Annotated in this window: 17 protein-coding genes and 1 riboswitch; of the genes, 1 reads left to right on the top strand and 16 read right to left on the bottom strand. The window is 49.6% G+C overall.

The window, feature by feature from the left end; translation table 11 throughout:
* Positions 1–30 precede the first annotated feature (30 nt).
* On the top strand, positions 31–1,737 hold the full coding sequence (locus tag NYE38_RS08055; RefSeq protein WP_014417738.1) for an NFACT RNA binding domain-containing protein: 1,707 nt from the start codon (positions 31–33) through the stop codon (positions 1,735–1,737).
* Positions 1,738–1,818: 81 nt separating this feature from the next.
* Here NYE38_RS08055 and NYE38_RS08050 read toward each other — a convergent pair whose 3' ends face one another.
* From NYE38_RS08050 to NYE38_RS07975, 16 genes are all read right to left on the bottom strand, one after another.
* The gene (locus NYE38_RS08050) at positions 1,819–2,067 is read right to left on the bottom strand and encodes a hypothetical protein (protein ID WP_017417756.1); all 249 of its coding nucleotides are present in this window, start codon (positions 2,065–2,067) and stop codon (positions 1,819–1,821) included.
* A gap of 93 nt (positions 2,068–2,160) precedes the next feature.
* Positions 2,161–2,649 carry a bifunctional precorrin-2 dehydrogenase/sirohydrochlorin ferrochelatase gene (locus NYE38_RS08045; protein WP_063636631.1) on the bottom strand — a complete coding sequence of 163 codons (489 nt, stop codon included), beginning with the start codon at positions 2,647–2,649 and terminating at the stop codon, positions 2,161–2,163.
* Positions 2,630–3,415 carry a sirohydrochlorin chelatase gene (locus NYE38_RS08040; protein WP_340802830.1) on the bottom strand — a complete coding sequence of 262 codons (786 nt, stop codon included), beginning with the start codon at positions 3,413–3,415 and terminating at the stop codon, positions 2,630–2,632. Before NYE38_RS08040 ends, NYE38_RS08045 begins: the two co-directional genes overlap by 20 nt.
* Positions 3,416–4,189, bottom strand: coding sequence for a uroporphyrinogen-III C-methyltransferase (cobA, locus tag NYE38_RS08035; protein WP_007409740.1), 774 nt, complete (start codon positions 4,187–4,189; stop codon positions 3,416–3,418).
* Between the two features lie 124 nt (positions 4,190–4,313).
* Positions 4,314–4,907 (bottom strand): adenylyl-sulfate kinase, encoded by a 594-nt coding sequence (gene cysC, locus NYE38_RS08030; protein WP_007611313.1) that lies wholly within the window; start codon positions 4,905–4,907, stop codon positions 4,314–4,316.
* Between the two features lie 13 nt (positions 4,908–4,920).
* Positions 4,921–6,069 (bottom strand): sulfate adenylyltransferase, encoded by a 1,149-nt coding sequence (gene sat / locus NYE38_RS08025; RefSeq protein ID WP_063636630.1) that lies wholly within the window; start codon positions 6,067–6,069, stop codon positions 4,921–4,923.
* Between the two features lie 48 nt (positions 6,070–6,117).
* Positions 6,118–7,182 carry an inorganic phosphate transporter gene (locus NYE38_RS08020; protein ID WP_012117522.1) on the bottom strand — a complete coding sequence of 355 codons (1,065 nt, stop codon included), beginning with the start codon at positions 7,180–7,182 and terminating at the stop codon, positions 6,118–6,120.
* A 12-nt stretch (positions 7,183–7,194) separates the two neighbouring features.
* Positions 7,195–7,896, bottom strand: a complete 702-nt coding sequence (locus tag NYE38_RS08015) for a phosphoadenylyl-sulfate reductase (RefSeq protein WP_003154369.1) — start codon at positions 7,894–7,896, stop codon at positions 7,195–7,197.
* A gap of 127 nt (positions 7,897–8,023) precedes the next feature.
* Positions 8,024–8,128: riboswitch (SAM riboswitch) on the bottom strand.
* Positions 8,129–8,229: 101 nt separating this feature from the next.
* The gene (gene pyrE, locus NYE38_RS08010; RefSeq protein ID WP_007611309.1) at positions 8,230–8,862 is read right to left on the bottom strand and encodes an orotate phosphoribosyltransferase; all 633 of its coding nucleotides are present in this window, start codon (positions 8,860–8,862) and stop codon (positions 8,230–8,232) included.
* Positions 8,859–9,578 (bottom strand): orotidine-5'-phosphate decarboxylase, encoded by a 720-nt coding sequence (gene pyrF / locus NYE38_RS08005; RefSeq protein WP_063636629.1) that lies wholly within the window; start codon positions 9,576–9,578, stop codon positions 8,859–8,861. The genes pyrE and pyrF overlap by 4 nt, the downstream gene beginning before the upstream one ends.
* Positions 9,547–10,482, bottom strand: coding sequence for a dihydroorotate dehydrogenase (locus NYE38_RS08000; protein WP_017417749.1), 936 nt, complete (start codon positions 10,480–10,482; stop codon positions 9,547–9,549). Before NYE38_RS08000 ends, pyrF begins: the two co-directional genes overlap by 32 nt.
* Positions 10,482–11,252, bottom strand: a complete 771-nt coding sequence (locus tag NYE38_RS07995) for a dihydroorotate dehydrogenase electron transfer subunit (RefSeq protein WP_063636628.1) — start codon at positions 11,250–11,252, stop codon at positions 10,482–10,484. Before NYE38_RS07995 ends, NYE38_RS08000 begins: the two co-directional genes overlap by 1 nt.
* Positions 11,249–14,464, bottom strand: coding sequence for a carbamoyl-phosphate synthase (glutamine-hydrolyzing) large subunit (gene carB / locus NYE38_RS07990; protein ID WP_237586718.1), 3,216 nt, complete (start codon positions 14,462–14,464; stop codon positions 11,249–11,251). The genes NYE38_RS07995 and carB overlap by 4 nt, the downstream gene beginning before the upstream one ends.
* A complete protein-coding gene (locus NYE38_RS07985) occupies positions 14,449–15,543 on the bottom strand; it encodes a carbamoyl phosphate synthase small subunit (RefSeq protein WP_007409730.1) in 1,095 nt (364 codons plus the stop codon). Before NYE38_RS07985 ends, carB begins: the two co-directional genes overlap by 16 nt.
* A complete protein-coding gene (locus NYE38_RS07980; RefSeq protein WP_017417746.1) occupies positions 15,540–16,826 on the bottom strand; it encodes a dihydroorotase in 1,287 nt (428 codons plus the stop codon). Before NYE38_RS07980 ends, NYE38_RS07985 begins: the two co-directional genes overlap by 4 nt.
* Positions 16,810–17,724 (bottom strand): aspartate carbamoyltransferase catalytic subunit, encoded by a 915-nt coding sequence (locus NYE38_RS07975; protein ID WP_017417745.1) that lies wholly within the window; start codon positions 17,722–17,724, stop codon positions 16,810–16,812. The genes NYE38_RS07980 and NYE38_RS07975 overlap by 17 nt, the downstream gene beginning before the upstream one ends.
* Between the last annotated feature and the right edge of the window lie 102 nt (positions 17,725–17,826).

The raw sequence follows: 17,826 nt of genomic DNA, 5'->3' as shown, positions 1-17,826 counted from the left end.
GAATGCAGGAAGAAGGAAAGGGTGTTTTATATGTCTTTTGATGGCATGTTTACATACGGAATGACACATGAATTAAACAGCCGGATTGCCGGAGGCCGGATCACGAGAGTCCATCAGCCTTTTAAGCACGATGTGATATTCCATATCCGCGCTAACGGAAAAAACCATAAATTATTATTATCGGCGCATCCGAGCTATTCACGGGTGCACATGACGAATCAGGCCTATGAAAATCCGAGCGAGCCGCCGATGTTTTGTACGCTGCTCAGAAAGCATATAGAAGGCGGATTTATTGAGAAAATAGAACAGGCCGGATTAGACCGGATTATGATATTCCGCATAAAAAGCAGAAATGAAATCGGCGACGAAACCGTAAGAACGCTGTATGTTGAAATTATGGGGCGGCACAGCAATATTATCCTGACTGACGGAGAAGGAGCCATCATCGACGGGCTGAAACATTTATCTCCGTCGATGAACAGCTACCGGACCGTTCTGCCGGGCTATGATTACAAGCTTCCTCCCGCTCAGGAAAAAATTTCGCCGCTCGCCGCGGACGAAGAAGACGTTTTGCGTTATCTCAGTTTTCAGGAAGGACGGCTTGACCAGCAGATCGTCAGACATTTCTCCGGTGTTTCTCCGCTGTTTGCAAAAGAAGCCGTTCACAGAGCGGGTCTCGCTAACAAAATAACGCTGCCGAAGACGCTGATTGAAATGTTCCATGCCGTGAAAGATTGCAGGTTTACACCAAACATTACAACAGCCGGCGGAAAGGAATACTTTTATCTCCTGTCTCTCACACATGTAAACGGAGAGGAGCGCACCTTTCACTCACTGAGTGAGCTGTTGGACCGGTTTTATTTCGGCAAGGCGGAACGCGACCGCGTCAAACAGCAGGCTCAGGATCTCGAGCGATTTGTCGCAAATGAACGGAAAAAGAACGCCAATAAGATAAAAAAGCTGGAAAAGACGCTCGACTACTCAGAGAACGCGAAGGAATTCCAGCTATACGGCGAACTGCTGACGGCGAATTTATATATGCTGAAAAAAGGTGACAAAGAAGCGGAAGTCATCAATTATTATGATGAAGAAAGTAAGACAGTGACCATTCCTTTAAATCCGAACAAAACACCGTCAGAAAACGCGCAGATGTATTTTACAAAGTATCAAAAGGCTAAGAATTCCGTCGAGGTGGTAAAAGAACAGATCCGTCTGGCCGAGGAGGAAATCGCTTATTTCGATCAGCTGATCCAGCAGCTCTCCTCCGCCTCCACAAAGGATATTCACGAAATAAGGGAAGAGCTTGTGGAAGGCAAATATCTGCGACCGAAACAGCAGCGAGGACAGAAAAAGCAGAAGCAGCACGTTCCTGTTTTGGAGCAATATGAATCTTCACGGGGATTGACGATTCTTGTCGGCAAAAACAATAAACAAAATGAATACTTAACGACAAAAGCTGCCGCAAGGGATGATTTATGGTTCCACACGAAAGACATTCCCGGTTCCCACGTTGTGATTAAAAGCAGCGATCCGGATGAACAATCCATACTGGAGGCGGCTGCGATCGCCGCTTATTTTTCCAAGGCGAAAGATTCCGGCTCCGTTCCCGTTGATTATACAAAAATCAGACACGTGAAAAAGCCAAACGGCGCAAAGCCCGGATTTGTCACCTATGACAGCCAGCATACCGTATTTGTCACACCTGATGCCGACCTTGTCATACGGCTGAAAAAATAAACGCACCTCCAAGCTGAAACCCGCACTCAGCTTGGAGGTGTTTTTTATTACTTATAAACGGAGACGAAACTCTCCCAGCCGTCAGAACCGATCTTTACAGTATCTGATCAGTTTCCCGTCATGTCTGCCTGATCCGCCGGGGCCGTCTCTGATTAAAACGGTCACACCTGATTTGGCGGCGGATACTGTCACCTTCCCTCGCCGAACCTGAGCACATCCGGGCGGGTCTCTGACCTTTCCTTTGTATGCGGGCGGAATCCAGGCGGCATCGGGACCAGATAAATATTCCGCGTCACTTCGCAATCCTGACCGCTTGTCGGCATATAACATTCAAACTGCCCGCTTTCGTTTTGAATTGTTCACATTCGGGGACTGTCAGGACAGTATAAAAAATACCCTGCCTGATGACAGACAAGGTGTTTTTTATGATCTTCTTCTTTTCTCAAATAAACGATCCACTTCTTCAGCCAAATCAGCAGTAATGAGAGGCTCTATGTCCTCAGCCAGTCTTTTCGTATGTGCCGGGCTTGCGCCGCTTGTTGATACGGATACTTGAATGCGACCTTTGCGGATGATCTTCGGCATATACACGCTGCCCTGTTCAGCCTCGCTTACACAATTGACCAGCTGCGTTTCAGAAGCGGTCGCGGCTATCTCCTGATTCACGCTGCGGTCATTTGTCGCGGCAATGATGAAAAAAGCGGGCGCGAGATCCTTCATTTCAATTTTACGGGAAACCCAGCGAATACGTCCTTCATCCGCCAGCTGTTTCATTTCAGGCAGGGCATCGGGACTGATTACAGTAATATCCGCGCCTTCCGGAAGCACCGTTTTGAGCCTTCTTAAGGCAACATTGCCTCCGCCCGCGATGATAATTCTTTTTCCGCTTAGATTAATGTGCAGAGGCAGCATACTGTCCCCCCTTAAAATCAAACTGGCCGCCGGGGTTTCGAACAGCTTCTGACACACGGTTCAAAAACGCCTGCTTAATATGCGGGTGAAAACCTAAGTATGAAGCGAGATGAACATTTTGATTGATCGTTTGAAGCTTTTGAACTTCCCGTTCAATCTCAGTCATTAAAAGCCCGGTAAACAGAAGATATGGAACGATAAAAACGGGTGCTCCGTCATCCTCTTCAAGGCCGGCAAACACTTCTTTATAGTGCGGGTCACATGCTGTTAAAAAACAAGGGATGACTTCTTTAACAGGTGTAATCGCCTCAAGTTTTCCGGCAATCTTACTGACGGCATGTTTAACCGCCGGATCTGTGCTTCCTCTTCCGATCAGCACCACTTTCGCCTGCTCAATGGGCACTCCGGTATCTTCAATGCGATGATGCACCGCTTTTACGACTTCATCGTCCACTCCGATCGGAACACCATATGTCACTTTTATATCGGGATGCAGGGCCGCCGCACGGGCGATTTCAGCCGGAATGTCATGTTTTGCGTGGGCAGCGGTCAACAGCAGCAAAGGCACGGCCGCAATATGAGTGGCGCCTTGTCTGACACATGCTTCAAATCCCGCTTCAATAGACGGTTCCTGCAGTTCTAAAAAACAGATTTCCTGAATGGGAGCGTCAGCGTGCGGCATGCACCCTTTTAAAAACGCCGCCGACTCTGTCTGCGCTTTTTTCAGCCTGCTTCCGTGCCCGATGTATAAAATCGCCTGCTTCATTTACAACGCCTCGCTCAAATCCAGATTTTTCTGTTCAGATGCATACCAGTCCAGTTTGCAGTGATAATTGACGACATCACCGATAACAATTAAGCTCGGGTTTTTGATTTCTTCTTTTATCACTGTGTCTGAAAGCGTGCCGACGGTGCAGACGACTGTTTTTTGCCTGTCCGTCGTTCCCCAATGAATAAAGGCTGCCGGGGTGCCGGCGTCTCTGCCGTTTTCCAGCAGCATTCTTTCAATCTGCCGGATATTTTTAATTCCCATATAAATCACCAGCGTATCAATACCCGTCGCCAGCGCTTTCCATTTTTCTTCAAAGTCGTCTTCTTGTTTATAATGCCCCGTAACGAATGCGACATTGGAGCTCGCCTCTCTGTGCGTCACGGGAATGCCGGCATAAGCAGCAGCCGCGATTCCTGATGTAATGCCGGGAACGATCTCAAACGGAATGGCGTTTTGCGCGAGAGCCTCCGCTTCTTCGCCTCCGCGGCCGAAAACAAACGGGTCGCCCCCCTTTAGCCTTACAACGGTTTTTCCTTTTTTCGCATACTTCACAAGGAAACGGTTGATCGTATCCTGTTTCATAATGTGAAAATCCGGGAGCTTGCCGCAGTAAATCAGATCCGCTTCTTCTCCGGCATACTGTAAAATCTCTTTGCTTACCAATCTGTCATATAATATAACGTCCGCTTTCTGTATGGCTTTCATTGCCTTCACCGTTAATAAGTCCGGATCTCCCGGACCGGCTCCAACGATAAATACTTTCCCCATAGCATGTCTCCCCGATCCGTTTTGAAATCTTCCCAGAACAGCCGCGAGGCCGCACTTCAGCTATTTTACCATATCCCGCCATTAGGGGGGATATCCGGTTGATTGCGCGGCCTTTTTGGACCTATTATGCTAAGCTGTTTTTCACAAAGTCAACCAGTCTTCCGGTGCATTCTTCGCGTTCACATTTGCCTGAATCAAGTACGAGCTCAGGCGCTTTCGGCTCTTCATACGGTGAGTCGATCCCCGTAAAGAACGGAATTTCACCATTTCTTGCTTTTTTATATAAACCTTTCGGATCGCGTTTTTCACATATATCGAGGTCGCATTTCACATAGATTTCATTAAATTCGCCCTCTGCCACAAGCTCTCTCACCTGATCTCTGTCCTCACGGAACGGAGAAATAAAAGCCGTGATGACGATGGTTCCCTGCTGAACGAAAAGCTTCGCCACTTCCCCGATTCGGCGTATATTTTCCTTGCGGTCATCATCGGAAAAACCTAAGTCCTTGTTTAAGCCGTGGCGGATGTTATCACCATCAAGCACGATGACTTGATAGCCTTGTTCAAACAGCTCGCGCGCTGCGGCGTTTGCAATCGTGGATTTCCCTGAACCGCTTAAGCCCGTCAGCCAGAGGATAGAGCTTTTATGCTTGTTTTTCTGCTGGTATTCTTCTTTCGTTATTGAGGCTTCATGCCACACGATATCACGATTTGTCACTCTATTTTCCTCCTTAAGAAACGCCTGATTCTTCTTTCGTTTTCAGCCCTTTAATCAACACCTCGACAACTTCAGGACGGCTGAATTCCGCCGGCGGCATGACGCCGCTTCGCAGCATTTCTCTAACCTTTGTTCCTGACAGAATGACGTGGTCTTCTCTGTCATGCGGGCATGTTTTGGCCGTTCCCATGTTGCCGCATTTCCGGCAGAAGAAGCTGTGCTCGAATTTCATCGGTGTAATCCCGAGTTCATCCGCTGTAAATTGATCAAACAGCTCTTGCGCTTCATATGTGCCGTAGTAATCACCGACGCCGGCATGATCGCGGCCGACGATAAAATGCGTGCAGCCGTAGTTTTTGCGGACAAGCGCGTGGAAAATGGCTTCTCTCGGCCCCGCATACCGCATTGCCGCCAAAAATACGCCGAGGAAAACACGGTCTTTCGGATAATAATGATCGAGCAGCACCTGGTAGCTTTCCATTCTGACATCCGCCGGAATGTCATCTGATTTTGTTTCACCGACGAGCGGGTTCAAAAACAGGCCGTCAACCGTCTCAAGCGCGGTTTTTTGGATATATTCGTGGGCGCGGTGAACCGGATTTCTCGTTTGGAAACCGACGATGGTTTTCCAGCCCTTTTCTTCGAAGCTTCGTCTTGTATCGGCAGGTTCAAATGTAAACTCGGGAAACTGCTTTGACGCTTTTTTAACTAATGTGATCGGCCCGCCGATATACGTATCGCCGCGTGAAAATAATTTTTTCACGCCCGGATGCGCGGCATCATCGGTTTTATATACGTGAACAGCTTCTTTTTGTTTATCCGGCGTATAAATATCTTCGATGTCGACGACGCCATATGTTTCTCCGCCGTAAGTCAGTTTCACCGTGTCGCCGACGGCAAGCTCAGCCGCTTTTTCTGAATCGACCGGAAGCGTGATCGGCAAGGACCAGACAACCCCGGATGCCAGACGCATATTTTCAACGACTGACACGTAATCTTTTTCTGTGAAAAATCCTTCAATCGGGCTGTACCCCCCGATGCCGATCAGCTCTAAATCAGCGAACGAAATCAAATCAAGCTCAATTTCTTTTTGGACGGATGTAAGATCATACTGCTCATTCACCCGATTAATTAATGTTCCTCCGTGCGGTGCTAAACTCATAATACATGACTCCTCCCAGTTAACAGATAAATAAACTCAGATTAATAGTTAAATGCCTCCGCCTTGTTCATGGACAGAGCGTTTCTCTTTTCGGATGGCTTTCATCAGACTGGCGGCTCCGCCAGCTGCCAAAAGCACGCTGGCCATCATAAAGATGGAATAGTAATCTCCTTTTAACAGCAGGGAGACAAGCAGATACGAAATCGACAGTGACAAAAACGGCGAAACGACCCATACTTTGAGCATCGTTTTCACGACTTCTTTATGAAAAACGTTCGGCCCGTTTTTGGCCATTCCGATGCCGATAATTGATGATGATGTGACTTGCGCCAATGGGACCGGCAGACCGAAGACGGAACTGATAATGACAAGCCCCGCGCCGGTTCCTGAAAGCAGTATGCCTTCTCCGGCTGAAAATCTCGTAATCTTTTTCCCGTTGGTTTCAAGCACTTTACGTCCTAAAAGCAGAGCGCCGAGAGCGACAAAGATGCCTCCGTACAGCGTTCCTTTGGACACGCTGAGCACGCCCGCAGCAACCAAAGGGCCCACCGCATTTGCGACATTGTTCATTCCGGCTGAAAAAGCTTCCCAAAACCCCGCAATCAGCAGCACAATCCCTAAAATCTTCTGTTTCCGATTCGAAATGACTCGAATATTCAGAGAACTGAATACCTTCGAGACGAGAAACGTGAAACAGAACGCGACGAACGGTACGAGCACCCAAAAACTCACGATGACCAAAAGATGCTGTAAAAACAATACTTTGTACGCGACGCCGACACCGACAATCGCCCCGACAGTGACCTCACTCGTCGACAGCGGAATGCCGAGCACATTCGCCGTGAATAACGATAGCGCCGCCGATCCGATAATAATGCAGACAATGGTGAGCGTAATGGTTTGTTCGGGAATGATTCCGCCGCTGATCGTCTTAACGACTTCTCCGCCGCCGATAACCGCCCCTGACAGGACTCCGGCCGCGCAAATGATCAGCGCATACGTTTTCTTTTTAACGGCGCCGGACCCGTAAGCGACTCCCATTGAAGCCGCGGCTCCGCTGGCTCCGATATTCATGGCAAAAAACAGGCAGAATAAAATAGCGGCTAATTCCATCGTGCAGCTCCTTTATTCATGCAGTCCGCATTCTGTTTTCGCCATGCCGTTCCATCTGCCGCTCCGCAAATCTTCCGCGGTAAATGCAGGTGAAGTGCACGGTTCACAGCCGATGCTCGGATACCCCTGATCGTGGAGGATATTGTAATCCAGCTCATGCTTGGAAGTATATCTCCAGATGTCTTTCCATGTCCAATGGATCAGCGGGCATACTTTAATCGATTGAAACTTGTCGTCTTTATTCAGGAAATTCGTATTCGCCCGGCTCGGCCCTTGATCCCGGCGAAGACCGGACAGCCATGCCGGATGCCCCGCGAGCGCTTCTCTTAACGGCAGAATTTTTCTGATGTAGCAGCACTGGTTCGGTTCTCTTTCCCACAGTTTATCTCCGTGAGCCTCGGCCTGTTCCTCAAGAGTAAGGCTTGGCTTTTTCAGGATAATGTTCAGCCCCGGGTAACGCTCTTTCACTTTTTCAATCGTTTCATATGTTTCTTTAAAGTGAAGACCCGTATCAAGAAACACGATTTCCGCGTCTTTCTTTACTTTAGAAATTAAATCGATCAGGACGATGCCTTCAATCCCGAAGCTGCACGCGTAAACAAGCTGGTCTCCGTAGTGGCCGTATGCCCATTTTAAAACGGACAGCGCGCCTTTATAGGAATCGTCTTCCGGAAATGTAATCGCCGGCTCTTCCCATGTGTCATACGTTAGCATTTTTTCTTTCCTCCTCCCGGAGACAATCAAACAGCTGTTGTTTTCTGCCGGTTGTCTTATCCCTCAATCTTTTTTTCATATAAAAAACTTTCAATCCAGCGGAATGAAAGACAGTGACCCGGTATAGCCCTTATCTTCAAAATGCTGTGCATTTTTCTGGATGCGGCACCTTGCAATTCACGCAGGTTGCCGGGCGTCATCGGTCCAGTCCCTCAGCCGCTCTTGATAAGCTTTTTAGATTTGTACTAAATTTTAGCACAATTCTAACAGAAGTCAACCCGAGTTTTTTGATAGGAATAATAAAACAGGCCCTGAGGCCTGTTTTTATTGTCATTATTTTTTAAACCAATCTTTTGACTCGGGATTTAATTTCCATGATTTCAGTTTTTCAATGTCAGCTGAATGAATCGTTCCGTTTTCAAGCGCGACTTCAATCAGCGTGTCATAATCCGTTAACGAGTAATAAGGAAGACCCGCTTTTTTAAAGGCTTCTTTTGCTTTCGGCAGTCCGTATGTAAAAATGGAAATGACGCCGAGAACTTCCGCGCCCTCTCTTTGAAGGGCCGCCGCAGCTTCAAGCACGCTGCCCCCGGTAGAAATCAAGTCTTCAATCACGACTGTTTTTTGTCCTTTCTTAATGGCGCCTTCTATTTGATTTCCTTTGCCGTGCGCTTTCGGTTTGCTTCTGACGTAGCACATCGGCGCGCCTGTACGGTCTGCGAGAAGCGCAGCATGCGGAATGCCCGCCGTTGCAGTGCCCGCGATCATCTCCGCCTCGGGGAAATGCTCTTTCAGCAGTTTTCCGAGCCCGTCCGCCACATCATTTCTCACTTTTGGATACGACAATGTCAGACGGTTGTCACAATAGATCGGTGATAAAATGCCGCTCGCCCACGTAAACGGCTCATTCGGGCGTAAAAAGACAGCTTCAATGTGTAATAGATGTTTTGCGATAGCCTGTTTCATCGGCGAACGCCCTCCCATTCCAGTTTAATTGCTTCATATGCTTTAACGGGGTTTTCCGCTTTTGTAATTGAGCGGCCCACGACGATGGCTGACGACCCGTTTTCTTTCGCAAATAACGGAGTCGCCGTCCGGACTTGATCGTCAGCTGCGTCACTGGCCGTGCGGATGCCCGGTGTGACTGTCAGAAATGAAGGCCGGACCGCTTCATAAATGGCTTTTGTTTCATGTACCGAACATACCACTCCGTCCAGCCCGCACTCTTCCGCCATTTTGCCGTAATGCACAACCGTTTCTAACAGCGGCTTATGCAGCAGAAGCTCTTCCTTCGCCACCTGCTCTGAAGTGCTGGTCAGCTGAGTCACCGCGATTAAAGACGGTCGTTTTCTGCCTGCCGGCGTGCCTTCTTCAAGCCCCTCTAGGGCCGCGCGCATCATGCGTGCGCCCCCTGCCGCATGCACATTGACGAGATCAACGCCGAGGCCGGCAAGCCGCCTCATCGCTTTATTGACCGTAGTCGGGATATCATGAAGCTTTAAATCTAAAAATATATCACAGTTCCGTTCTTTTAATTGGTGAATGATGGCGGGGCCTTCCTGATAAAAAAGTTCCATCCCCGTTTTGACAAAAAGCCTTTCCTTTTCAAACAAGTCTAAAAACGTTAAAGTCTCTTCCCTTGATGCAAAATCAAGCGCGATGATGGGCAGGTTGTTTTTCATGTTTCCAGCTCCTTCCGATGCATTCACTTACAGATTGAAAGCCGTGTTGGCGCAGCACACGGGGGAGCTGTTCTATGATTTCCGGGCAGACGAACGGATTGACGAAGTTCGCCGTGCCGACGGCAACCGCACTCGCTCCCGCAAGAAGAAATTCTAATGCATCCTCTGCGGTCTGAACGCCGCCCATCCCGATAATCGGGATTTGAACGGCCTGGCTGACTTCGTATACCATCCGGATGGCGACCGGTTTGATCGCCGGGCCTGACAGTCCGCCCGTTTTATTTGCTAAGATCGGCCGTCCCGTCTTGAGATCGAGCCTCATCCCGATGAGTGTATTAATCATCGTCAGACCGTCAGCACCGGCCGCTTCAATCGCTTTGGCAATTTCGGCTATGTTTGCGACATTAGGCGAAAGCTTCACATACACAGGCACTGCGGAAACTTCTTTCACCGCTTTTGTCAGTTCGGCCGCCATGACGGGATCAGTGCCAAAAGCAATCCCCCCCGTTTTGACATTCGGACATGAAATGTTAAGCTCAAGCGCATGCACATTCGGCGCTTGGCTGATGTGCTCGGCCACTTCTTTATAGTCGTCCACCTGAGAACCGGCGACATTTGCGATAATCGGCGTGTCAAATTGTTCGAGCCAAGGCAGCTCATGATTGAGCACATGCTCAAGCCCGGGATTTTGCAGTCCGATGGCATTCAGCATTCCCGCGCTTGTCTCCGCCACTCTCGGCGTAGGATTTCCGAAGCGGGCTTCGTTCGTCGTTGCTTTAATCATAATGCCTCCGAGACATGATAAATCGTAAAATCCGGCATATTCTTTCCCGAAACCGAAACATCCGGAAGCGGGGATGATCGGATTTTTCAATTGGAGACCCGGCAGATTCACTTCTAACATTACAGCGCCACCTCCTCAGCTTTAAATACCGGCCCGTCAAGGCAGACCTTTACATAGGATGTATCGCTTTCACCCGTGCGGCACACGCAGGCGAAGCAGGCCCCGATGCCGCAGCCCATCCGCTCTTCCATCGAAAGGTAAACCTCTTTATGGCCGTACTGCTGCTTCAGAGCTTTCAGCATCGGTGTCGGTCCGCAGCTTAGCAGGACATCGAATTCGAGCTGCTTTTCACGGATGATATCGGTGACAAATCCTTTCTCTCCATATGTTCCGTCAGCCGTCGCCACATAGGTGTCTCCGTACGCACGACATTCCTGTTCGTAAAAAACATCCTTTGCTGATTGAAATCCAAGCACATGAATGACGTTTACGCCTTTTTCCGTCAGGCGCTTTGATAGTTCCTGCAAAGGCGGAACCCCGACTCCGCCTCCGACTAACAGCGCGGTTTTGCCGGGTTCAATCCGCCGGACGGGGAATCCGTTGCCGAGAGGGCCGAGAACGTCTATCCTGCCGCCCTCTTTTTTCTCGGACAAAAGACGCGTTCCCTCACCGTCAGCTCTGTAGATAACGGATACTTCATTCGCGGCGAAATTGACGTCCGCAATGCTGAGCGGTCTTCTTAATAGCGGCGTGACCGCGTCACTCACCTTCAGATGAAGAAATTGACCCGGCTCGGTAAGGTGCCGGACAAGCTCTCCTTTCAGCACCATCTTATAAATCCTGTCGGCAATCTCTAAGTTGGATTGAACAGTCAAATGCGCTTTTTTCATATCGTGACTGCCGCCTTTTGATTGGTTTCGGATGCAGGCATATGATCCGCCCGGAATGTCATGCTTTCCAATACCCGCAAAATGGCTTCGGCCGTATCTAAAGATGTCAGGCAGGCGACTCCGTTCTCAACGGATTCGCGGCGGATTCTGAAGCCGTCTCTGGCCGGCTGTTTGCCCTTTGTCAGCGTATTGATGACAAATTGCGCTTCGCCGTTTCTGATGACATCGAGCAGATTTTTCCCTTCTTCGCCGATTTTTCCGACGACCTGAGCCGGAATCTGAGCGTCTTTCAAATAAGCCGCCGTTCCTTCCGTTGCCAAGATTTTATAGCCGATGGCGTGGAACCGCTTGGCGATCAGCAGTCCTTCTTCTTTATCTTTATCGGCAACAGTCAACAGCACTGAGCCGTAGTTCGGGATTTGAATGCCAGAAGCAATCAGCGCTTTATAGAGCGCTTTTTCCAGGGTTGAATCTTTGCCCATGACCTCTCCCGTCGACTTCATTTCAGGGCCTAACGTGATATCCACTCTTCTCAGCTTCGCGAATGAGAAGACAGGCGCTTTCACGAATACCCCCTGCTGTTCAGGCTGCAGCCCCTCTTGATAGCCGAAATCAGCAAGCTTTTGGCCGAGAATGACCTTTGTCGCCAGGTTCGCCATCGGGATTTTTGTGATTTTGCTTAAGAACGGCACGGTTCTGCTTGACCGCGGATTTACCTCAAGCACATACACCTCGCCTTTCGAAAGTACGAACTGGATGTTCAGCAACCCGATGATGTTAAGGCCTTTTGCCAAGGCTACAGTGTATTGTTCGATTTTTTTCTTTATGTCTTCGCTTAAAGACTGAGGCGGATATACGGCGATTGAATCCCCTGAATGGACGCCGGCCCGCTCGATATGCTCCATAATTCCCGGAATAACGACTGTTTCGCCGTCAGATACGGCATCGACTTCGATTTCTTTCCCCGTCAGATAACGGTCGATTAACACCGGATGCTGCGGGTTGATTTTGACCGCATTTTTCATATAGTGAAGCAGCTCTTCTTCGTGATAGACGATTTCCATCGCCCGGCCGCCGAGCACATACGAAGGGCGGACAAGTACCGGATAGCCGATGGATGCGGCGATTTTGACAGCTTCGTTCACCGACACGGCGGTTTTTCCGAGCGGCTGCGGCACATTCAGCGCCTCAAGCGCCTGCTCGAACTTATCCCGGTCTTCCGCACGGTCTAAATCTTCAAGTGATGTGCCGAGAATTTTGACGCCGCGGGCGCTCAATTCTTCCGCAAGATTGATCGCCGTCTGCCCGCCGAATTGGACAACAACGCCTTCCGGCTGTTCCAAATCAATGATGTGCATGACATCTTCAACCGTCAGCGGTTCAAAATACAGTTTGTCTGATATGCTGAAATCAGTGGACACCGTCTCAGGATTGTTGTTGATAATAATCGCTTCATAGCCTGCCTGCTTGATCGCCCAGACAGAATGAACGGTCGCATAGTCAAATTCGACGCCCTGTCCGATACGGATCGGCCCGGAACCGAGGACGACGACGCTTTTTCTTGAAGTAACCTCAGATTCGTTCTCTTCCTCATATGTGCTGTAGAAGTACGGGGTTTCTGATTCGAATTCCGCCGCGCATGTATCCACCATTTTATATACAGGCTTGATGTCTGCTTCTTTTCGCATTTGGTACAGCTCTTGTTCCGGCATATTCCATTCCCGGCTGATATATTTGTCGGAGAAACCGAGTTCCTTCGCTGTCTGAAGGACGGCGAGGCTGCCTTTTTCCGCTTTCAGCTCTGTTTCAAAAGCGACCAGCTTCCAGAGCTTGTGCAAAAAGAATACGTCAATTGCGGAAAACTCATGAAGCTGCTCCACTGTATAGCCTCTTCTGAACGCTTCAGCAAGATAAAACAGGCGTTCATCCCCGGCTTTTCTGATCCGTTTTTCCAAAAGTCCGTCCGAAATCTCTTCCGCATCCTTCAGTTCCAGGTGATAGACATCGGCTTCCAGTGAGCGGACCGCCTTTAACAGCGATTCTTCAAGGGTGCGTCCGATGGCCATGACCTCTCCGGTGGCTTTCATTTGCGTCCCGAGCCTGCGGTTTGCCGACTCAAATTTGTCGAACGGCCAGCGCGGGATTTTAGAAACGACATAGTCAAGCGCGGGCTCAAAAGCCGCATATGTTTTTCCCGTTACGGGATTCATCATTTCATCAAGAGAAAGCCCGACTGCGATTTTCGCCGCAAGCTTTGCGATCGGGTAACCCGTCGCTTTTGAAGCGAGGGCAGATGAGCGGCTCACCCGCGGATTCACTTCGATAATGTAATATTGGAAGCTGTCGGGATCGAGCGCGAGCTGAACATTACAGCCGCCTTCAATGCCGAGCGCGCGGATCAGCTTTAATGAAACATTGCGCAAAAGCTGATATTCCCGGTCGCTCAAAGTCTGGCTCGGGGCAACGACGATGCTGTCGCCCGTATGGATGCCGACCGGATCGATATTTTCCATGTTGCAGACGACGATCGCGTGATCTCTGCTGTCTCTCATGACTTCATATTCGATCTCTTTGTAACCGGCAATGCTTTTTTCCAGAAGGCACTGATGGACGGGGCTGAGTTTTAATCCGTTTTCGACGATCTCTTTCAGTTCCGCTTCATTCGAGCAGATGCCGCCGCCCGTTCCGCCTAATGTGTAAGCGGGGCGCACGATAACCGGAAACCCGATCCGGCCGACAAATTCCTCGGCTTCCTGTAAAGTGCGGATGATCTCACTTTCCGGCACCGGTTCATTCAGCTCATTCATCAGCGTACGGAATAAGTCGCGGTCTTCCGCCTGCTGGATGGCGGACAGCTTTGTGCCGAGCACTTCCACCCCGCATTCCTCAAGAACCCCGAGTTCAGACAGCTCGACGGCAAGGTTCAGTCCGGTCTGTCCTCCCAGAGTCGGCAGGATGGCGTCCGGCCGTTCTTTTCTGATAATACGCGTGAGAAACTCCGGCGTCAGCGGCTCTATGTATACCCGATCAGCCATTTCCGTATCCGTCATAATCGTTGCCGGATTCGAGTTGACGAGAATGACTTCATAGCCTTCTTCCTTTAAAGCGAGACACGCCTGTGTGCCCGCATAATCAAATTCCGCCGCCTGTCCGATAATAATCGGGCCTGATCCGATCACTAAAATCTTTTTAATATCTATGCGTTTTGGCATACCGCTTCCCCTTCTTTCTCAGTTGTTTCGATCAAGTCAATGAATCTGTCAAATAAATGATTGGCGTCTTCCGGCCCCGGTGAAGCTTCAGGGTGGTACTGAACCGTAAATGCCGGCAATGTTTTATGCTTGAGTCCTTCGATCGTTTGATCATTGATCGCAATGTGCGTCACTTCAAGCTCTGTCTCATCTATTGAAGAAACTGTATATCCGTGGTTTTGGGCGGTTAAAGCGACTTTCCCTGTCGCAAGCTCTTTAACCGGATGATTGGAACCCCTGTGTCCGAATTTCATTTTTTCCGTTTCCGCTCCGGATGCCAGCGCAAATAATTGGTGGCCGAGGCAGATTCCGAATAACGGCACCTTCCCGAGTATGCCTTTTATCATTTCAATGGCTTCCGGCACATCTTTCGGATCTCCGGGTCCGTTAGAAAGCATGATGCCGTCCGGCTTGAGCTGAAGCACTTCTTCCGCCGTTACATTGTACGGCACAACGATGACATCGCATTTTCTTTTGTTTAACTCTCTTAAAATGCCGTGCTTCATACCGAAATCGACGAGTACGATGCGTTTGCCGCGGCCCGGACTCGGATATGCCGTTTTCGCAGATACTTGAGCGACTTGATTTCTCGGCAGTTCCGTTTCTTTCAGCCTTGCAAGAACCTCACCGACATTCTCCTCGCTTGAAGCAAACGTTCCTTTTAATGCGCCGGCCGTGCGGATCATTCTTGTGAGCTTTCTCGTGTCAATCCCTTGTAAGCCGGGGATATTTTTCATTTTCAAATACTCGTCAAGCGTGTAAGCCGAACGCCAGTTGGAAGGCAGCTCGCACAGTTCTTTTACGATCAGCCCTTTTACAAAAGGAGTGATGGATTCAAAGTCATCTCTGTTAATTCCGTAGTTGCCGATCAGAGGATACGTCAGCGTCACGATCTGCCCGCAGTAAGAAGGGTCTGATAAAATTTCCTGATAACCGGTCATTCCCGTGTTGAATACAACTTCACCCGCGGTATGTTCCAGGCTCCCGAATGCTTCACCCTCAAATACCGCTCCATTTTCCAGCACTAGTCTTCTTTTCATTTGACGAGTCTCCCTTCTTCATATGCAAGCTTACCGGCAGCCATCGTTGCAACAGGCCAGCCGAAGCACTTCATCTTGTTGAATGGCGTATTTTTTCCTTTAGATAAAAATGTATCTTTGTCAATGGCCGCTTCTTTTTCCAGATCAATCAGGGTAATGTCAGCCGGCGCCCCCGGTGCAAGCGTTCCGTACGGAAGACCGAATGCCTCGCAAGGTTTTACCGTCATGAAATCAACCAGCTGCTTCAGCGTCCACGTCCCGTTTTTCACAAAATGTGTGTACAGAAGCGGAAAGGCTGTTTCTAAACCGACGATACCGAAAGGCGCAAGCTTCATATCCGTGTTTTTCTCTTCTTCTGTATGCGGCGCATGGTCAGTGGCGATGAAATCAATCGTGCCGTCTAAAAGCCCTTCAATCAGCGCCTCTCTGTCCTCTTTGCTGCGAAGGGGCGGATTCATTTTAAAATTGGTATCAAGTCCCGGGATATCTTCGTCACAAAGCAGCAGGTGGTGCGGCGACACTTCCGCCGTCACGCGGATTCCCGCTTTTTTTGCGTCTCTTACGGCTCTGACGGATTCTTTCGTGCTGATATGACACACATGGTAATGGCAGCCCGCCGCTTCCGCCAGCAGGACGTCACGGGCGATATGTACCGCTTCACAAATGGAAGGTATGCCGTTCAGGCCGTTCGCTTTTGAAAAAGATCCTTCATGCACGCTTCCGCCGTAAATAAGCGAGTTATCCTCACAATGAGCGACAATCGCTTTATTCATTGAAGCCGCCCGTTTCATGGCTTCATACATCATTCCTGCCGTCTGAACGCCGACGCCGTCATCGGTGAAGGCGAATGCGCCCGCTTCATGAAGCGCCTCAAAATCTGTCATTTCTTCGCCGATTTGTCTGATCGTAATTGATGCGTAAGGAAGGACCCTGACAGATGAGGTTTCTTTGATCCGGTTTTGCAGCCATTCCATCTGCTCTTTCGTATCCGGCACCGGCCTTGTATTCGGCATGGCTGCGACTGTAGTAAAACCGCCCCGCGCCGCGGCTTTAGAGCCCGTCTCAATGGTTTCTTTTTTCTCGCCGCCCGGTTCTCTGAAGTGGACATGAAGGTCTACGAGCCCCGGTGAAACGAACAGTCCCTCAGCGTCGATCACCGTTTCTCCGTCTTTCGCTGTCAGAAGCCCGGTTTCCGTAATGAATTCACCCGTTACCCGGATATCCTGTGCCACTTTTTCTCCCTGTTCATTTAACATCCAGCCGTTTTTAATGAGATAAGACATAAGCCGCTTCTCCCCTTTTCACATTGGTTTGCAGTGCTCTTTTTAAGACTGCCATTCTGATATACACGCCATTTTCCATTTGTTTAAAGATTCTTGATTTTCCGCATTCCACTAATGTTGTGTCAATTTCGACTCCTCTGTTCACCGGTGCGGGATGCATGATGATGGCATGCCGCTTCATGCTCCCCGCCCGCTTTGCGGTCAGCCCGTATGCTTCCAGGTAGCCTTTTTGGTCGGCTTCTGTCTGATGCCTTTCATTTTGGATGCGGAGCAGCATGACGACATCTGAAGCTTGTATGGCTTCATCCGTCTGAACACAGGTGCCGAAGGCGTTTTTCTCATCCTGCCATTGCGGCGGACCAGAAAACAGCACGCGTGCGCCGAGCCTTGTCAGCACCTCGGCATTCGACCTTGCCACCCTGCTGTGTTTGATATCGCCATGAATGGAAACCGTCAGGCCCTGAAAGGACTCAAATTCCTCTTGAATCGTCATTAAATCGAGCAATGACTGAGTCGGGTGCTGGCCGCAGCCGTCGCCGGCGTTTAAGATCGGAATATTGACTCTGCCGGTCAGATCTTTGTAATATTCATCCGTGCTGTGCCGGATGACGCAGGCGTCCGCTCCGATTGATTCCAGTGTTTTGACCGTGTCATATAAGGACTCGCCTTTTTGAACGCTTGTGCTCGTATCGTCTAAGCTGAGCACGTTCATTCCGAGTTTCTTTTCCGCCACTTCAAAGCTGAACCGCGTTCTCGTGCTCGGTTCAAAAAACAGATTCGCAACGAATTTCCCCGCGAGATCGGGGCGGACTGTTCCCTCTTTTATCGCTTTTGCCTCACGCAGCAGTTCTGTAATTTCAGCAGTGCTCAGTTCAGACATTGCCGTTAAATGATTCATATTTTTCTCCTCCGTTTCCGCTTGAAGGCCGTAAAAAAACACCCCGGTCTATAGACTCGGGGTGCGGTTAAAGAGAGAAGCGGCGTACAGCTTCTTCCCGTT

Origin of the sequence: Bacillus sp. EU63 (assembly GCF_038592915.1) — a bacterium.
Taxonomy (GTDB): Bacteria; Bacillota; Bacilli; order Bacillales; family Bacillaceae; genus Bacillus; species Bacillus velezensis.
The sequence above is the reverse complement of the archived record's forward strand: the minus strand, read 5'-3'. Positions and strand labels throughout refer to the sequence as shown.

Bases quoted from the DNA above. Each gene is read 5' to 3' on its own strand.
- NYE38_RS08055 (WP_014417738.1), top strand. From the start codon at position 31: ATGTCTTTTGATGGCATGTTTACATACGGAATGACACATGAATTAAAC.
- NYE38_RS08050 (WP_017417756.1), bottom strand. From the start codon at position 2,067: ATGTTATATGCCGACAAGCGGTCAGGATTGCGAAGTGACGCGGAATAT.
- NYE38_RS08045 (WP_063636631.1), bottom strand. From the start codon at position 2,649: ATGCTGCCTCTGCACATTAATCTAAGCGGAAAAAGAATTATCATCGCG.
- NYE38_RS08040 (WP_340802830.1), bottom strand. From the start codon at position 3,415: ATGAAGCAGGCGATTTTATACATCGGGCACGGAAGCAGGCTGAAAAAA.
- cobA (WP_007409740.1), bottom strand. From the start codon at position 4,189: ATGGGGAAAGTATTTATCGTTGGAGCCGGTCCGGGAGATCCGGACTTA.
- sat (WP_063636630.1), bottom strand. From the start codon at position 6,069: ATGAGTTTAGCACCGCACGGAGGAACATTAATTAATCGGGTGAATGAG.
- NYE38_RS08020 (WP_012117522.1), bottom strand. From the start codon at position 7,182: ATGGAATTAGCCGCTATTTTATTCTGCCTGTTTTTTGCCATGAATATC.
- NYE38_RS08015 (WP_003154369.1), bottom strand. From the start codon at position 7,896: ATGCTAACGTATGACACATGGGAAGAGCCGGCGATTACATTTCCGGAA.
- pyrE (WP_007611309.1), bottom strand. From the start codon at position 8,862: ATGAAACAGGCTATCGCAAAACATCTATTACACATTGAAGCTGTCTTT.
- pyrF (WP_063636629.1), bottom strand. From the start codon at position 9,578: ATGAAAAACAACCTGCCCATCATCGCGCTTGATTTTGCATCAAGGGAA.
- NYE38_RS08000 (WP_017417749.1), bottom strand. From the start codon at position 10,482: ATGTTAGAAGTGAATCTGCCGGGTCTCCAATTGAAAAATCCGATCATC.
- NYE38_RS07995 (WP_063636628.1), bottom strand. From the start codon at position 11,252: ATGAAAAAAGCGCATTTGACTGTTCAATCCAACTTAGAGATTGCCGAC.
- carB (WP_237586718.1), bottom strand. From the start codon at position 14,464: ATGCCAAAACGCATAGATATTAAAAAGATTTTAGTGATCGGATCAGGC.
- NYE38_RS07985 (WP_007409730.1), bottom strand. From the start codon at position 15,543: ATGAAAAGAAGACTAGTGCTGGAAAATGGAGCGGTATTTGAGGGTGAA.
- NYE38_RS07980 (WP_017417746.1), bottom strand. From the start codon at position 16,826: ATGTCTTATCTCATTAAAAACGGCTGGATGTTAAATGAACAGGGAGAA.
- NYE38_RS07975 (WP_017417745.1), bottom strand. From the start codon at position 17,724: ATGAATCATTTAACGGCAATGTCTGAACTGAGCACTGCTGAAATTACA.